The 14,932-nt window shown below is 64.5% G+C and carries 17 protein-coding genes and 1 tRNA gene; 2 read left to right on the forward strand and 16 right to left on the reverse strand.

From position 1 onward, the window contains the following. Positions 1-196 precede the first annotated feature (196 nt). Complete coding sequence (gene queC, locus NX05_RS08030) at positions 197-871, forward strand: 7-cyano-7-deazaguanine synthase QueC (RefSeq protein WP_010364121.1); 675 nt, start codon at positions 197-199, stop codon at positions 869-871. A 47-nt stretch (positions 872-918) separates the two neighbouring features. Continuing rightward, positions 919-994 (forward strand) — tRNA-Lys (locus NX05_RS08035). Between the two features lie 253 nt (positions 995-1,247). Here NX05_RS08035 and queE read toward each other — a convergent pair. From queE to NX05_RS08110, 16 genes are all read right to left on the reverse strand, one after another. Further along, a complete protein-coding gene (gene queE / locus NX05_RS08040; protein WP_039436734.1) occupies positions 1,248-1,931 on the reverse strand; it encodes a 7-carboxy-7-deazaguanine synthase QueE in 684 nt (227 codons plus the stop codon). Between the two features lie 42 nt (positions 1,932-1,973). Further along, positions 1,974-2,792: a tol-pal system protein YbgF gene (gene ybgF / locus NX05_RS08045; RefSeq protein WP_039436736.1), complete on the reverse strand. Its 819-nt coding sequence runs from the start codon at positions 2,790-2,792 to the stop codon at positions 1,974-1,976. Positions 2,793-2,797: 5 nt separating this feature from the next. Beyond that, a complete protein-coding gene (pal, locus tag NX05_RS08050; protein WP_010363994.1) occupies positions 2,798-3,316 on the reverse strand; it encodes a peptidoglycan-associated lipoprotein Pal in 519 nt (172 codons plus the stop codon). Positions 3,317-3,373: 57 nt separating this feature from the next. After that, complete coding sequence (tolB, locus tag NX05_RS08055; protein WP_017118569.1) at positions 3,374-4,693, reverse strand: Tol-Pal system beta propeller repeat protein TolB; 1,320 nt, start codon at positions 4,691-4,693, stop codon at positions 3,374-3,376. 130 nt (positions 4,694-4,823) lie between these two features. Continuing rightward, complete coding sequence (locus tag NX05_RS25170) at positions 4,824-4,949, reverse strand: hypothetical protein (RefSeq protein ID WP_010363990.1); 126 nt, start codon at positions 4,947-4,949, stop codon at positions 4,824-4,826. After that, positions 4,949-5,989 carry a cell envelope integrity protein TolA gene (tolA, locus tag NX05_RS08060; protein ID WP_010363988.1) on the reverse strand — a complete coding sequence of 347 codons (1,041 nt, stop codon included), beginning with the start codon at positions 5,987-5,989 and terminating at the stop codon, positions 4,949-4,951. The genes NX05_RS25170 and tolA overlap by 1 nt, the downstream gene beginning before the upstream one ends. Continuing rightward, positions 5,979-6,428: a protein TolR gene (tolR, locus tag NX05_RS08065; RefSeq protein ID WP_017112552.1), complete on the reverse strand. Its 450-nt coding sequence runs from the start codon at positions 6,426-6,428 to the stop codon at positions 5,979-5,981. Before tolR ends, tolA begins: the two co-directional genes overlap by 11 nt. Positions 6,429-6,585: 157 nt before the next feature. Beyond that, positions 6,586-7,365 (reverse strand): protein TolQ, encoded by a 780-nt coding sequence (gene tolQ, locus NX05_RS08070; protein ID WP_010363983.1) that lies wholly within the window; start codon positions 7,363-7,365, stop codon positions 6,586-6,588. 11 nt (positions 7,366-7,376) lie between these two features. Continuing rightward, positions 7,377-7,835 carry a tol-pal system-associated acyl-CoA thioesterase gene (ybgC, locus tag NX05_RS08075; RefSeq protein ID WP_039436740.1) on the reverse strand — a complete coding sequence of 153 codons (459 nt, stop codon included), beginning with the start codon at positions 7,833-7,835 and terminating at the stop codon, positions 7,377-7,379. A gap of 52 nt (positions 7,836-7,887) precedes the next feature. Then, positions 7,888-8,925 carry a Holliday junction branch migration DNA helicase RuvB gene (ruvB, locus tag NX05_RS08080; protein ID WP_010363979.1) on the reverse strand — a complete coding sequence of 346 codons (1,038 nt, stop codon included), beginning with the start codon at positions 8,923-8,925 and terminating at the stop codon, positions 7,888-7,890. Between the two features lie 129 nt (positions 8,926-9,054). After that, complete coding sequence (locus NX05_RS08085) at positions 9,055-10,962, reverse strand: potassium transporter Kup (protein WP_039436741.1); 1,908 nt, start codon at positions 10,960-10,962, stop codon at positions 9,055-9,057. A gap of 197 nt (positions 10,963-11,159) precedes the next feature. Beyond that, on the reverse strand, positions 11,160-11,744 hold the full coding sequence (ruvA, locus tag NX05_RS08090) for a Holliday junction branch migration protein RuvA (RefSeq protein ID WP_039436742.1): 585 nt from the start codon (positions 11,742-11,744) through the stop codon (positions 11,160-11,162). 157 nt (positions 11,745-11,901) lie between these two features. After that, a complete protein-coding gene (gene ruvC, locus NX05_RS08095) occupies positions 11,902-12,426 on the reverse strand; it encodes a crossover junction endodeoxyribonuclease RuvC (RefSeq protein ID WP_010363966.1) in 525 nt (174 codons plus the stop codon). Positions 12,427-12,539: 113 nt separating this feature from the next. Continuing rightward, positions 12,540-13,268, reverse strand: a complete 729-nt coding sequence (locus NX05_RS08100; RefSeq protein ID WP_010363965.1) for a YebC/PmpR family DNA-binding transcriptional regulator — start codon at positions 13,266-13,268, stop codon at positions 12,540-12,542. Positions 13,269-13,357: 89 nt separating this feature from the next. Continuing rightward, the gene (locus tag NX05_RS08105; protein ID WP_017116757.1) at positions 13,358-14,035 is read right to left on the reverse strand and encodes an alpha/beta hydrolase; all 678 of its coding nucleotides are present in this window, start codon (positions 14,033-14,035) and stop codon (positions 13,358-13,360) included. 99 nt (positions 14,036-14,134) lie between these two features. Continuing rightward, positions 14,135-14,662 carry a GNAT family N-acetyltransferase gene (locus NX05_RS08110; protein WP_039436743.1) on the reverse strand — a complete coding sequence of 176 codons (528 nt, stop codon included), beginning with the start codon at positions 14,660-14,662 and terminating at the stop codon, positions 14,135-14,137. Between the last annotated feature and the right edge of the window lie 270 nt (positions 14,663-14,932).

Raw genomic sequence — 14,932 nt, forward strand, 5'->3', positions numbered from 1 at the left:
AATGGAGCCAAAGCGCGCTGCAGCCCAAGAAAATGGCCGGCGCTCGACCGGACACTGCGAGCGCATTCCAAGCGTCCGTGCCTACGCCTTCAGAATCTTCACTGCCCACTCTGGACCGATGATCGTCCGCCTGGTCGCCCTGCACCGCCGTCCCTGATAGCCTTTCGCCCTATTCCGCAGTGATTACCGATTCGTCATGAAAAAAGCCGTTGTTCTGTTGTCCGGTGGCATGGATTCCGCCGCCGTCATCGCACTCGCGCAGGAGCAGGGCTTTGCCGTCTACGCGCTGAGCGTGCGCTATGGCCAGCGCCATACATCGGAACTGGACGCCGCTACGCGCGTTGCCGCCGCGCAGGGTGTCATTGCGCACAAGGTGGTCGACGTGGACCTGCGCAGCATCGGCGGCTCGGCACTGACCGACGACATCGACGTCCCTGACGCCGGTGGCGACGGCATCCCGGTCACGTATGTGCCCGCACGCAACACCATCATGCTGTCGCTGGCACTCGGTTGGGCCGAGGTCGTCGGCGCCAACGACCTGTTCTGCGGCGTCAATGCGGTGGACTACTCGGGCTACCCGGACTGCCGCCCCGAGTTCGTGCGCGCCTTTGAAGTACTTGCCAATCTGGCCACCAAGGCAGGTGTGGAAGGCGCGGGGCTGCGCGTGCACGCACCGCTGCAGTTCCTCAGCAAAGCCGACATCGTTCGTGAAGGCGTGCGCCTGGGTGTGGACTTCGGCCTCACCGTCTCCTGCTACCGCGCCGACGCCGATGGTCGCGCCTGCGGCCACTGTGACGCATGCCGCCTGCGCGCTGCCGGCTTCGCCGACGCCGGCGTCCCCGACCCCACCCACTACGCCATTTTATCTTGACGCCCGCGTAGGGTAGAATGCGCACCCCGACGCAATGTCGGGTCAGTGGGCCGTTAGCTCAGTCGGTAGAGCAGAAGACTTTTAATCTTTTGGTCGATGGTTCGAATCCATCACGGCCCACCATCTCTAGCAAAGCTTTCAGCGACGTTCATTGCTCCGCAAGAAGGCAGTCCGCTCCGCAATTTCGCATTATCCGGTCGGCGGTGTAACTACGCGCGCGCAGGTGTACCGCGACGCTAACGCATCATCGTCGTGTTGGCTTTCGGGCCTTGTCGCTTTGTAGGATTGCGCGCTGCCTGAGCAGACCAACACATCGTCTAAGTCTGTTTTTCAGCATGAGGCACTCGGCTAATACGCTGTGCTAAGCGCTTGATTCTCAGCGCCCAGGCTCGTCATTCCACAGCAGCTTGTGCAGCTGCATCTGGAAGCGCACCGGCAGGCGGTCGGCGACGATCCAGTCCGCCAGTTGTCGCGGGCTGACCTCACTTTTGCTGGGCGAAAACCACACCGTGCAGCGTCGATCCAGCGCGTGCGCGGCGACGATTTCGCGCGACCATTCGTAATCGGCACGGCTGCAGATCACGAACTTGATCTGGTCGCGTGCGGTCAGCAGCGGCAGGTTTTCCCAGCGGTTGCGCGCTTCTTCGCCGGATGCCGGCGTCTTGATGTCAACCACGCGCGAGACGCGTGGATCGACGGCGGACACGTCCAGCGCACCGGAGGTTTCCAGCGACACGTCGTAACCGGCATCGCAGAGTTTCTGCAGCAGCACCAAGCACCGCTTCTGTGCCAGTGGCTCGCCGCCGGTCACGCAGACATGGCGCACGCCATGACGGGCAACTTCGGCGACGATGGCGTCGATGTCATGCCACTCGCCGCCATGGAAGGCGTAGGCGGTGTCGCAATATAGGCAGCGCAAGGGGCAGCCGGTCAGACGCACGAACACTGTCGGCCAGCCGGCGGCTTCGGCTTCGCCTTGCAGGGACAAAAAGATTTCGGTGATCTTCAACCGCGGCAGGGGCGATTGAATAATCTCGCTAGGGACGGCGGCGGCGTTCATGGGCAAAGTATGCGCCGTGCCGACAGGCACCGACGCGCTGGCTCAGCGCAGTTGCTGGCCGAGACGGATGGACTGCAGGCGTTCCTGCGCGACGCGTGCTGCATCGGAGCCGGGATACTGCGAGGCGACCTGCTGCAAGGTCTGCTGCGCTTCGTTGTTCTTGCCTTCGCCGTACTGCGACAGGCCGAGCTTCAACAGGCCGCCAGCGGCCTTGTCGTGCGTGGGATAACGGCTGACGAGATCGCGAAACTGCGCCTCGGCAAGCTGGAAATTGCGGGTGGCGTAATAACTCTCACCCAGCCAATACAAGGCATTGGGGGTGTAGACGCCGTTGGGATAGAGCTCCAGAAAGCTCAGAAACAACTGCGACGCATCGTCGTACTTGCCGTTCTTCAAGGCATCGAACGCTATGTTATAGGCAGTGCGTTCGTCGTTGCTGACGGCCAGGGTGCCTGGGTCGCCATGAACGGTGGGCGGCTTCTCGGAAGTTGCCGCCGCTGCAGGCCGCGCGGCAGATGCCGGGGCCGGGGTGACGCTGCCGGTTGCTGGGGGCAATGACGGCGTTGCGCCACCTGCACCTTCCAACCGATTCAGACGTCCGTCCAGGTCCAGATACTGGTCCTTGGACTGTTGCTTGAGTTGCTCGTTATCGTGCTGCAGCTGTTCGACGGTCGACCGCAACGCCTGCAGGTCCGAACGCGCCTGCTGCAGCTGGTTGAGGAGATCGTTATTGGCCTGACTGTTGGCCTGCTGCTGCTCAAGCAAGGCCACACGGTCAGCGAGACTGGCTCGCTGCGCGTATGCCGGCGCGGCGACCACGAGGGCCGCCGCGACGAACAGGGATGTCACTCGAAAGCGCATCGCTCTTACTGAGCCGTGTACACGATTTCGACGCGACGGTTCTGCGACCAGCAGCTTTCGCCGGACTCGGTGCAGACCGGACGCTCTTCACCGTAGCTGACAACGGTCAGCTGGCTAGCCGAGCCGCCGGCAGCCTGCAGCGACGACGACACGGCATTGCCGCGACGCTCGCCCAGACCCATGTTGTATTCACGCGAACCACGCTCGTCGGTATTGCCCTGCAGGGTGATACGCGAGGAAGGACGGTCACGCAGGTACTTGGCGTGGCAAGCCATGATGGCCTGGAATTCCGGCTTCAGGGAGTCCTGATCCAGGTCGAAGTAAACAACGCGCTGGCGCAGGCAGGCATCGGTATCCAGGTCGCCCGGGCCGTACAGACCAGAGGTGGACGGGCCGGTAGGAACCGAAGAACCAGCGGTGGTATCGGTTGCAGGAGGCGGAGTTTCCTTCACCTTCTTCGAGCAACCAGCCAGTACAGCGACGGACAACAGGGAGACAAGCAAGACGCGGGTGGACTTGTTCATGAGGTACCTATGGAGGCTCTGGGCCGATGAGTGGTTTAACGCAGCGAAATATTAACATTAATGCGCGGTTCGGTAAGGCCCCCATGCGGGTTCTCTCACATCGCCGTCGGCCAGCACCAGACGCTGGCGGACCCGAGCGTCGGAAGAGACGGCGTACAGCACGCCACGGCCACCTTCGCGCGCGGCGTACAACACCATACTGGCGTTAGGCGCAAAGCTCGGCGATTCGTCCAACGAACCGGGCGACAACGTGCTCCAGCTCGGGGAACCCAGGCTGCGGTCCATCATCGCGATGCGATAGCTGTTGCCACTGCCCTGTGCCACGGCAATCTTCTTGCCGTCGAACGACACGCTGGCGGTGGCGTTGTAGTTGCCTTGGAAGGTCACGCGGTTGGCGCTGCCGCCGCTGGCGGAGACCTGATAGATCTGCGGACGACCGCCACGATCAGAGGTGAAGTAGATGCTGCCGCCATCCGGCGCCCAGGTCGGCTCGGTGTCGATGCCGAAGTGGTTGGTGAGCTGGGTCAGCTGCTTGCTGCCCAGATCCATCACGTAAATTTCCGGGTTGCCACTGCGCGACAGCGCCAGCGCCAGGCGACGGCCATCCGGCGAGAACGACGGTGCACCGTTGATGCCGCGGAAGCTGGAGACCAGCTCGCGTGCGCCGGTAGCGATGTCCTGCAGGTAGATAGACGAATTGCCGCGCTCAAAGCTCACATAGGCCAGCTTCTTGCCGTCCGGGCTCCAGTTCGGCGACAGCAACGGCTCGGCCGAACGCACGATGGTCTGCGGGTTGTAACCATCCGAATCGGCCACCATCAGCGCATAACGCATGGCGCCGCCCTTGCCGCTGGCAGTCACGTATGCAATGCGGGTCCAGAATGCGCCGCGCACGCCGGTGATCTTTTCGTAGATGGCATCGGCCATCTGGTGCGACACATCGCGCATTGCGTTGGCGCGCGCGGTCATCGCCAGGCCCAGCATGCGCTCGCCCTTGGCCACGTCGAACAACTCGTATTCCACGCGATAGGCGCCGTCACCAGCGTCCATGACGCGGCCGACCACGATGTAGTTCTGCTTGAGGGTGCGCCAGGTTTGGAACTGCACCTCGGTGCCACGGGTCGGCTTTTCGACGATCTGCGCGGCCGGCAGCGTGCGGAACTGGCCAGAACGATCCAGGTCGGCGCCGACGACGGCAGACACATCGGTCTGCGGCGCAGTGCCGGAGCCCTGATATGGCATCGGAATGACAGCGATCGGCGTGGCCGAAGCGCTACCGCCGACGATATCGATGGTGAGGCCTTGCTGCTGCGCAAATGCGCTCAGCGGCAACAACAGGGCGGTCAAGGCAACTAGCCAACGCAGCGGTTTGTTCATGGACGGCTCGGATCGGGCAGAAAAAGTGTGCAAGGGATAGCAATCAACGCGTGAACATACGCGCAATCGTGAATGAGTTGGCGTGAAAATGGAGCGAGCGATCGTGTAGCGACAGGGGCGGCACCATTGATCAATCGCGTTGGCGTGGCAGCTCGCCCGCTGCCGCTTGGGGCAGCAGCGCGCGCACCGGGAACAGCACCCGTTCCACCGCATCAGGCTGCGGCGCCGACGGCAGCCGCAGCCCGACGACGATCATTACTGGTCCTGCGCGGTGAACACGAAGGTCAGATTGCGTTGGAACACCGATTCAAATCCGCGGTAGGGCAATGGCTGGGCACTCAACACGGCCGCCTCGATCGAGCGCTGGCCAGCCTCGTCGTAAGGGCAGCCCGGCGCGACCTTGGCCTCCATCACGCTGCCGCCAGGCAACTGACGAATATTGATCGTGCATTTCTGGCCCGGCGGCACCGACGGTGGGCGCACCCACTGCGCCAACACCTTCTGCTGGATCGCCGCAGCGTACTTGGCGGCCAGATCGGTGCTGGTACCGCCCTGCCCTGCAGTCGGCTGCGCGCTGGTCGCAGCGGCCGCGGAAGCCTGCTGCGCACGTGCGGCAGCAACCTGACGCAACTTTTGTTCGGCCAGCGCTGCTTCCTTGGTGGCCTGCTCGCGCTGCCGGCGGATGTCGGCGATCTTCTTCTGACGTTCGGCGTCGTCCGCCGCCTGCTGCGCGGCCGCCTGCTTCTTCTTGGCGTCGGCTTCTTCCTGCTGCTTGGCCAGGCGCAACTTCTGCTCGGCCTCTTCCTGGCGTTTGCGCTCGGTCAGATCGATCTGCTCTTGGCGGCGCTTGGCTTCCTGTTCCTGCTTGGCCTTTTCGGCGGAAATGGCCAGTGCGTCAACACGATCCTGGTCGACCTTGTCGGGCTGGGCGACGCGTTCCTGTGCCTGCGCCTGCTGTGGCGTGGGCGCATCCTGCGGACGCGGCTCGGGAATAGGCTGCGGCGGTGGCACGCTGTCTTCCGGCGCGGGTTCGGGCAATGGCGCGGGCGGCGGCGGGGTTTCGACCGGCGTGGCCTTCAGTGCCTGGCGTGCAACCCGTGCATCAGCGGCGGACACGTCCAGCGAGGCTTCCATGCTGGGGTCGCCGGCAGCCGGTTCGACCGAGCGTTCGGGCGACCACAGCCAGCCGGCGATGAACACCAGCGCGACCAGCACGTGCACGACCAATGCCAGGACAACCGGTCGAAACCAGCCGTCATCGCGCGCCGTCTGCGTGGGGAGTGCGTCAGCGTGCATCGCTGCCTGCAGTGCCGCCGGAGTCGGAAATCAGGCCCACCTTCTCGACCTTTGCCTGCTTGAGCACATCGATCGCGTCCATGATCTTTTGATAGGGCGCGTCGCGATCGCCCGCCACTACCACGCGCGCATCCTTGTCTTGCGCCACGATGGCAGCCAACTGCGCCTGCAGCGCGGCCACGTCCATCGCCTGCGGCTTACCCTTGGGCAGCTGCAGCGCGAGTTTGCCATCGGCGGCGACCACCACCACGACCGGGTCCTGCTTGCTCTCCAGCGCCTTGGCGCGCGAGCTGGGCAGACTGACGTCGGTGCTCAGGGTCAGCAACGGTGCGGTCACCATGAAGATGATCAGCAGCACCAGCATCACGTCGATATACGGCACGACGTTGATGTCGGATTTGAGCTTGCGCTTCTTACGGCGGGAAATACCGGAGATCATCGCGAAACGTTCCTCATTAGTCCTCGGCGCCAGCTGGCAGCGTGGTCGCACGGTATCCGCGTCAGGGACACCTGCACGTGGCGCTGCGCACCAACGCGACTGGCTCTCCCGGCCACGTCCCGCGTAACGCCATGCGGGTGCGTGCCGGGAGCGCGCATCACTCGTCCGCGCCGACCTGGCGCTGCAGGATGGAGCTGAACTCGTCGGCAAAGGTTTCGTAGCGCACCGACAGCCGTTCCACGCGCGTGGTGAAGCGGTTGTAGGCCCACACGGCCGGGATCGCGACGAACAGGCCGATGGCTGTGGCGAACAACGCTTCGGAGATACCCGGGGCCACGGCGGCGATACCGGCCTGCTCGCCGCTGCTGACCATGTCGTGCATGGTCACCATGATGCCGAACACGGTACCAACCAAGCCGACGTACGGCGCGGTGGAGCCGATGTTGGCCAGCAGTTCGAGATTGCGCTCAAGCTGATCGACTTCGCGGGTGAAGGCGGTGCGCATGGCGCGCTGCGCGCCTTCCAACTGCACGCGTGCATCCAAACGGCGACGGTCGCGCAATCGCGAGAACTCGCGGAAGCCGCTTTCGAACATCGACTCCAGACCACCGACGGTACGGTTGCGATCGGTTGCCGAGGCGTACAGCTTGGCCAGATCCGCACCAGACCAGAAGCGGTTTTCGAACTCGTCCGCCTCGCGGTTGGCCTGCTTAAACGCACGCGCCTTGCGGAAAATGATCACCCAGCTGATGAACGAGCCGATCAGCAGCAGCAACACGATGATCTTGACCGGGATACTGGCGCGCAGGATCAGGTCTACATAGTTGATGCTGCTGTTGTGCGCCACGCTGGCGGTCTGCGCCGCGGCAGCGGCGACGTCCTGCGGTAGTGCTTCCACTACCGTGTCCTGCAGGGCCAGGAGCAATGCAATCGACATCCGTTCGTTCCTCAGTAATCGGATTCTGTGGTTTCTAAAGCTTTCAACACGTCATACAGCGCATCGTCCATACCGCGCGGGCGGAAGTCGCTGGCATCCAGTGCGGCAATGCGCACCTCAGCGGTCAGCAGCACTTCGCCTTCGCGACGGACCGATTGCGCGAACAGCAGGCTGGCCCGTCTGCATCGCAGCAGCAACGCCGACACTGACAGCGCGTCGTCGAGCCGGGCCGGCTTGAGGAAATCCAATTGCATCGAGCGAACCGCAAACACCAGACCGTGCTCCTGGCGCATGCGCTCCTGCCCGTAACCGAGCGCGCGCATCCACTCGGTGCGCGCACGTTCCATGAAAGCAACGTAGCACGCGTGGTAGACCACCCCGCCGGCGTCGGTATCTTCCCAGTAGACGCGTGTCGGCCAACTGAATATGGGTGGGGATTCGGGATTCGGAAATTGGGATTCGATGGTCATGGGCACTGAGTTTCGGTCGGGACGGTCCAGGTTGGCGACCAACAGCGCGTCTTCAAAACAAGTCTCCCGGTTCACCGATGCCGGGCGCGCGGTCGCGCGGCGGCTTCAGGCCCAGATGCAGATAAGCCTTGGTGGTGACCATGCGGCCGCGTGCGGTGCGGATCAGAAAGCCCTGCTGGATCAGGTAGGGCTCGATCACGTCTTCCAGCGTGCCGCGTTCTTCCGACAGCGACGCGGCCAGCGATTCCACGCCCACCGGGCCGCCGTCGAAATGTTCGACGATGGTGCGCAACATGCGGCGGTCGAGCTCGTCAAATCCTTCCGGGTCGACCTTGAGCATCTGCATGGCCGCCTGCGCCACCGGCAAATCGATATGCCCGGCGGCCTTGACCTGGGCGTAGTCGCGCACGCGGCGCAACAGCCGGTTGGCGATACGCGGGGTGCCGCGTGCGCGGCGCGCGATTTCTGCGGCGCCTTCGGGCGTGCAGTCGATGCCCAGGATCGCTGCCGAGCGAATCACGATGCGGGTCAGTTCCTGCGGCGAATAGAACTCCAGCCGCTGTACGATGCCAAAGCGGTCGCGCAGTGGGGCGGTGAGCAACCCGGCACGCGTGGTGGCGCCGATCAGGGTGAACGGCGGCAGATCGATCTTGATCGAACGCGCGGCCGGGCCGTCGCCGATCATGATGTCGATCTGGAAATCTTCCATCGCCGGATACAGCACTTCTTCCACCACCGGTGAGAGGCGATGGATTTCGTCGATGAACAACACATCGTGCGGCTGCAGGTTGGTCAGCAGCGCGGCCAGATCGCCGGCCTTTTCGATCACCGGGCCGGAAGTCACGCGCAGGCTCACGCCCAACTCGTTGGCGATGACGTGGCTCAGCGTGGTCTTGCCCAACCCGGGCGGGCCGAAGATCAACACATGATCCATCGCTTCGCCACGCGCCTTGGCCGCCTGGATGTAGATCTCCATCTGCTCGCGCACCGGCTGCTGGCCGAGATAATCGGCCAAGCGCTTTGGACGAATGCTCGCATCGGCGGCATCGTCTTCGCGGGTGGAGCTGCTGGCGATGATGCGCTGGTCCATTCGGGCGGGGTTGGGAGATGCGGGAGCGGGATTGGAACCGCATAGTATCGGACGCGGGCGCCTTCAGCGCTACGCTCTTAATCCAATCCCGAATCTCCAATCTCCAATCACGGGCCGCCATCGGCGGCCTTAGATCTCGACTTGCGCACCTAGTTCGACCAGGCGGTTGCCAGGAATGCGGAAGAACCCGGTGGCCGGGGCGGCATTACGATGCATCAGCGCGAACAGCTTGTCGCGCCAGATCGGCATGCCGCGGTTGGCGCTGGCCACGATGGTTTCGCGACTGGCGAAATATGTGGTGTCCATCGGATCGAAATAGATCCCGCCCTGGTCGCAGGAGCGCATCAGTGCCAGCGGCACGTCTGGGGTCTCCATGAAGCCGAAACGCACATGCACGCGGTAGAACTCGTCGCCGATCGCGTCGATCTTCAGCCGTTTACCAGCGGCCGCGTACGGCATCTGCAACGTTTCGACCGTCAGGAACACGTTGCGCTCGTGCAGCACCTTGTTGTGCTTGAGGTTATGCATCAGCGCGTGCGGCACCACCATCGGGTCGGCGGTCAGAAACACTGCGGTGCCGGGCACGCGCACCGGCGGCGCCAGCATCAACCCGGGCAGAAAGGTATCGAGCTTGATGCCGTCCTTGCGGATCTCGTCGTGCAGCAGCTTGCGGCCGCGGCGCCAGGTGCGCATCAGCGTGAACAGGATCAGGCCCAGCAATAGCGGGAACCAGGCGCCATCCAGGAACTTGATGATGTTGGCGTAGAAGAATGCGCAGTCCACCGCCAGGAACACCAGCCCGAACAGCCACAGCAGCGGCGCCGGCACACGCGGATTCGCGCGCGCATAGATGATCATCAATACGGTGGTAATCAGCATGGTGCCGGTCACTGAGACGCCGTACGCGGTCGCCAGCGAGGCCGAGTCACCGAAACCGATCACCGCCACCGCCACCAGCGCCAGCAGGCACCAATTCACCGCCGGCACGTAGATCTGGCCAATCGTGGAGTGCGAGGTGTGGTGAATGTGCATGCGCGGGATATAGCCCAGCTGCATGGCTTGGCTGGCCACCGAATAGGCGCCGGTGATCAGCGCCTGCGAGGCAATCACCGTGGCCGCAGTGGCCAGCACGATCATCGGGTACAAGGCCCAATCGGGCACTGCTTCGTAAAATGGATTGCTGACCGCGGATGGATCGCGCAGCACCAGCGCGCCCTGCCCCAGATAGGTCAGGGTCAGCATGGGCAGCACCACGAACTGCCAGGAACGACGGATCGCCTTGGCGCCGAAATGGCCCATGTCTGCGTACAGCGCCTCGCCGCCGGTCACGGCCAGCACCACCGCGCCGAGCACGAATACCGCATGCCAGTTGTGTTCGGCGAAGAAACGCACGCCCCACCACGGGTTCAGCGCGTGCAGCACTTCCGGTGCGCGCGCCATGTTGTAGACGCCGATTGCGCCTAATGCGAAGAACCAGACCAGCGTGATCGGCCCGAACGCCTTGCCCACGCGCTCGGTGCCGAAGCGCTGGGCCAGGAACAGCATGCTCAGCACCACCAGGGTGATCGGCACGACGAACGGTTCGAGTTTGGGCGCGGCCACCTCCAGGCCTTCCACCGCCGACAGCACCGAAATGGCCGGGGTGATGACGCCGTCGCCGAAGAACAGCGAGGCACCGAAGATGCCGAGGATGCCAACGACATACATCGAGCGCGAACCGCCCGGCAACGTGCGTTGGGCAAGCGCGGTGAGCGCCATGATGCCGCCCTCGCCGTCGTTGTCGGCGCGCATGATCACGGTGACGTATTTGAGCGTAACCACCAGCATCAGCGCCCAGAACACCAGCGACAGGATGCCCAGCACGGTGTCGTGGTCCGGGTTCAACCCGTAATGCGGCGAAAACGCCTCCTTCAGGGTGTACAGCGGACTGGTACCGATATCGCCGAAGACGACACCGATGGCGCCGATGACCAAGGCGGTTTGGCTATTGGCGGGCGCGTGGCCGGAGCCGGCTGCTGGTGTGGGGGTGTGGGACATGAGGTGAGCAGTTTTCGCCAGACAGCGTGAAGAAGATGAGGGGCGCAGCGCCTGCCGAAGGCAGCTGCACTACCGGCGCAGGCGACCAACGTACGGGCGGGCCGCGGGCAAGGATGCGCAGTGTACGAGGCGTCCCTCCCGATTCCGAGTGAAGGCCGCGCTCGCTTGGCGGCAGCGCAGTGCTGGGGCGGCTGCGCTCAACGCAGCGCGGCTTGCAGCGCCTTGCGAATGACCGTGGCCACTTCATCGCCTTCTGCACCGGCTTCGCGTGCCATGCGGGCGGCCTCGGCCGGCTTGTAGCCCAGCTGCTGCAAGGCCACGGTGGCTTCGGAGATGGCGTCCGGCCCCAACTGACCGGTGATCGGCGCGCCGCTGCTGAAGTCGGCCGCGCGGTCGCGCAGCTCCACCACCATGCGCTCGGCAGTCTTCTTGCCGATGCCGGGGATGCGGGTCAGCGCGGTGATGTCGCCGCTGGTGATCAGGCGCGCGAACTCGTCCACGGTCACGCCAGACAGCACCGCCAGCGCGATCTTGGCGCCGATGCCGGTGACCTTCTGCACGTCGCGGAACAGCCGCCGCTCGCCTTCGCGCAGAAAGCCGTACAGCGACACGCTGTCTTCCTTTTGCGCGTAATGGGTAAACAGGATCACGTCGCGACCGACATCGGGCAAGTCGTAGAAGGTGCTCATCGGCGCCTCCAGCTCATACCCCACCCCGGCCACATCGATCACCAGCCACGGCGGCTGTTTGTAGGCCAGGATCCCGCGCAGACGGCCGATCATTGGGCACCGCCGTGGCGGTGCCGGGATCCGGGATTCGGGATTGGGGATTGGCAAATTCCCTCGCTGCCGTTAACGAAGGCTACGCACCGCCGAAGCGGCACAGCGCGCGCAGACGCGCCGTTGCGAATCCCAAATCTCCAATCCCAAATCCCGATTGTCATTTCTTGCGGCTCCAGGCCTGTTGGGTATTGACGCCCAAGCGTTGCGCAGTGGCGCGCACGTGAGCGTGAGTGATGGCGACCGCCAAGGCGTCGGCGGCGTCGGGCTGCAGCTTGCCTTTCAAGTTGAGCATGATGCCGACCATGTGCTGCACCTGCACCTTGTCTGCGCCGCCTTTGCCGACCAGCGCCAGCTTGACCTCGTTGGCGGCGTACTCATGCACCGGCAGGTCGCGCATGACCACCGCGCAGATGGCCGCGCCGCGTGCGTGACCGAGCTTGAGCGCGGAAGCGGCACTCTTGCCCATGAACACCTTCTCGATCGCCACCTCGTTCGGCCGGTAGGTCTCGATCAGCTCGCCCAGGCCCTGCAGCAGCCGCTTGAGCCGCTGCGAGAAGTCGCCCTCGCCCAGCAATAGCAGCGGCGCGTGGTGCACATGCCGACTGCGGCCGCCCTCGTCGATATCGATGATGCCGATGCCGGTGCGCTGCGAACCGGGATCGATGCCCAGGATGCGGGTCATCGAGCGGCCGGGATGGGGGATTGGGGATTGGGGATTGGTAAAGCGCGTGCAACGTGCCGGTCGCATCGCTGTTGCGAATCCCTAATGCCGAATCCTGCCATCCCCGTCTTCATTTAGGCGCCAAGCGCCGCTTGATCGACGTTCGAATACACGTCCTGCACGTCGTCCAGGTCTTCGAGCATGTCCAGCAGCTTGCGCACTTGCACCGCGGTGTCGCCGTCCACGGCGATGTCGTTGTCGGCACGGAAGGTGATTTCGGCGTGCTCCGGTTCAAGGCCGGCGGCGGCCAGGGCGTCCCTGACCTGGGCGAAGGCATCCGGGGCGGTGAGCACGTCGATGGCGCCGTCTTCGGGATAGACCACGACATCGTCGGCGCCGGCTTCGATTGCCGCGTCGGTGAGGGTGTCCTCGTCGATGCCGGCGGCGAAGCTGAGCACGCCCAGACGCTTGAACATGAAGGCCACCGAGCCGTCGGTGCCCATGTTGCCGCCGCATTTGCTGAAGGCATGGCGCACGTCGGCCACGGTGCGCACGCGGTTATCGGTCAGGCAGTCCACGATCACCGCCACGCCGCCGGGGGCATAGCCCTCGTAGCGCACTTCTTCGTATTCCACGCCTTCCAGCTCGCCGGTGGATTTCTTGATGGCGCGCTCGATCACGTCCTTGGACATGTTCGCCGACAGACCCTTGTCCATGGCGGTGCGCAGACGCGGATTGTTGGACGGGTCGCCGCCGCCGGCACGGGCGGCCACGCTGATCTCGCGGATGATCTTGGTGAACATCTTGCCGCGTTTGGCGTCGGAGGCGTTCTTGCGGCCTTCGATCGAGGGGCCTCTACCCATGGGTGGTTCCAGACTGGCTTGGATGACAGGGCGCGGATTTTACCTGATTGCCTGCCCTCACCGGGGCCACAACATCCGCTGGCAGATGTTCACGACTGGAAGCGGCCGGTGCGCAGGAAGGCCAGCGCCTGTGCGGCGGCCTCGGGCGAGCGCAACAGGCCGCTATGGCTTGCCCGCACCACGCAATGGTCGCGCAACCCGGGCAGACGGGTTTCGGCCAATGCAACAGTTCCGTCCGAACCGCCGTCGAGCGGGGCAAGCCAACGACCGACCCCGCGCGCGACGCTGCCGGCCACCTGACCGATCTCGGCCTGGCCATCCCAGCGCGCGAAGCCCTGTTGCAAGATCGCGGCGCTGCGGCCCATCGCCCACAGCCCGCCACGTTGCGCCAGCCCGCGCGCGGCGGCACTGCCGCATAACGGCGAGCCCAGGCACACCACGCGGCGTACCGGCAGGTCGGGAGCATCCTTCAATGCCTGCAAGGTCATCAGGCCGCCCAGGCTATGGCAGACCACCCACTGCGCGCGGCTGGCGCGCAGGCGTTCGATCAACCGTGGTACCGCCTGCGCAGGCCCGCCGAGCACGCTGGCGTAGCCAAACAGCGCAGGCGCCAGGCCGTCGGCACGCATCCGCCGCGCTAACGGCAGCAGCCAGTGCGCGGTGTTCCAGATGCCATGCACCAGCAACACGTCGGCGGTGGCGGTGGTCGCCTGGGCGCGTGGACTGCGCCGCGGCGTGGCCGGGCTGATGGGTGATGCGTTGGACACTTCGGTGGTTACCGGGACATGGGCGTCAAATGCGTGCCTGGCGCGCGCGGGACTGCAGGGGCGAAGGCGCAATCGCACTGAGCGGCAGCACTGGTGCGATCAGCCGGCTGCCAGCACCGGCCTGCGCCGCAAAATGTATTCGCGGTCGACGATCTTGCCGACCGGAAAATCGCATTCGCCCACCTTCTCGAAGCCGTAGCGGGCGTAGAACCGTTGCGCGCCGAAATTCTCCGACCACACGCCGATCCACAAGCTGCGCGGGCCGTCGCGCTCCAGCCATTGCAGCGCGGTTTCGAACAGCCGGCTGCCCCAGCCGCTGTTCTGGTAGTCCTTCAGCAGATACAACCGCTTGAGTTCTGCATCGCCGGGGCGCACTTCGTCATGCGGCAGCCCACAGGGGCCGGCAGCCGCGTGGCCGACCAACAGGTTGTCCATCTCCAACAGCCAGATCGCGTAATTCGGGTGCGCCAGCACGATACGCGCACGCTCCACGGCATAGGTCTCTTCCAGAAAACCATGCAGGTCTTCTTGCGGATACAGATGTCCGAAGGTCTCGGTAAAGGTCTGTGCGGCCAGAAGCGACAGCGCTTCGGCATCATCCGGCGTGGCGCGGCGAATGCGGGTCATGCGGGCTTCTCGGACAGATCGACGGGGCAGCTTCTCGCATGCTGCGGCGCTGCTGCAAGTGGGGAATCGGGAATCGGAGAGCATCATCAACCGCACCCTGGCCGCGCGCGATGGCGTCATCGCACTGGGAAAGTTACGGTTCGCGACTGGCGGGCGCTCACCTGCTGCGCGCCACGCTGCGCATGCAGCCGTCCGATACCGGCGTTGAGCACGGCGCAGATTCGCTAAGCTAAGGCCTTGCCCAGAAGATTGCCCGCTGCGCATAAACAA

The organism is Xanthomonas vasicola, assembly GCF_000772705.2.
Lineage (GTDB): Bacteria > Pseudomonadota > Gammaproteobacteria > Xanthomonadales > Xanthomonadaceae > Xanthomonas > Xanthomonas vasicola.

Excerpts from the sequence above, each read along its gene's own strand:
- ybgF (WP_039436736.1), bottom strand. The coding sequence starts at position 2,792 with ATGCGCTTTCGAGTGACATCCCTGTTCGTCGCGGCGGCCCTCGTGGTC.
- tolR (WP_017112552.1), bottom strand. The coding sequence starts at position 6,428 with ATGATCTCCGGTATTTCCCGCCGTAAGAAGCGCAAGCTCAAATCCGAC.
- pal (WP_010363994.1), bottom strand. The coding sequence starts at position 3,316 with ATGAACAAGTCCACCCGCGTCTTGCTTGTCTCCCTGTTGTCCGTCGCT.
- tolA (WP_010363988.1), bottom strand. The coding sequence starts at position 5,989 with ATGCACGCTGACGCACTCCCCACGCAGACGGCGCGCGATGACGGCTGG.
- ruvA (WP_039436742.1), bottom strand. The coding sequence starts at position 11,744 with ATGATCGGCCGTCTGCGCGGGATCCTGGCCTACAAACAGCCGCCGTGG.
- ybgC (WP_039436740.1), bottom strand. The coding sequence starts at position 7,835 with ATGACCATCGAATCCCAATTTCCGAATCCCGAATCCCCACCCATATTC.
- NX05_RS25170 (WP_010363990.1), bottom strand. The coding sequence starts at position 4,949 with ATGATCGTCGTCGGGCTGCGGCTGCCGTCGGCGCCGCAGCCTGATGCG.
- NX05_RS08110 (WP_039436743.1), bottom strand. The coding sequence starts at position 14,662 with ATGACCCGCATTCGCCGCGCCACGCCGGATGATGCCGAAGCGCTGTCG.
- queC (WP_010364121.1), top strand. The coding sequence starts at position 197 with ATGAAAAAAGCCGTTGTTCTGTTGTCCGGTGGCATGGATTCCGCCGCC.
- ruvC (WP_010363966.1), bottom strand. The coding sequence starts at position 12,426 with ATGACCCGCATCCTGGGCATCGATCCCGGTTCGCAGCGCACCGGCATC.
- tolQ (WP_010363983.1), bottom strand. The coding sequence starts at position 7,365 with ATGTCGATTGCATTGCTCCTGGCCCTGCAGGACACGGTAGTGGAAGCA.
- tolB (WP_017118569.1), bottom strand. The coding sequence starts at position 4,693 with ATGAACAAACCGCTGCGTTGGCTAGTTGCCTTGACCGCCCTGTTGTTG.
- NX05_RS08100 (WP_010363965.1), bottom strand. The coding sequence starts at position 13,268 with ATGGGTAGAGGCCCCTCGATCGAAGGCCGCAAGAACGCCTCCGACGCC.
- NX05_RS08085 (WP_039436741.1), bottom strand. The coding sequence starts at position 10,962 with ATGTCCCACACCCCCACACCAGCAGCCGGCTCCGGCCACGCGCCCGCC.
- ruvB (WP_010363979.1), bottom strand. The coding sequence starts at position 8,925 with ATGGACCAGCGCATCATCGCCAGCAGCTCCACCCGCGAAGACGATGCC.
- queE (WP_039436734.1), bottom strand. The coding sequence starts at position 1,931 with ATGAACGCCGCCGCCGTCCCTAGCGAGATTATTCAATCGCCCCTGCCG.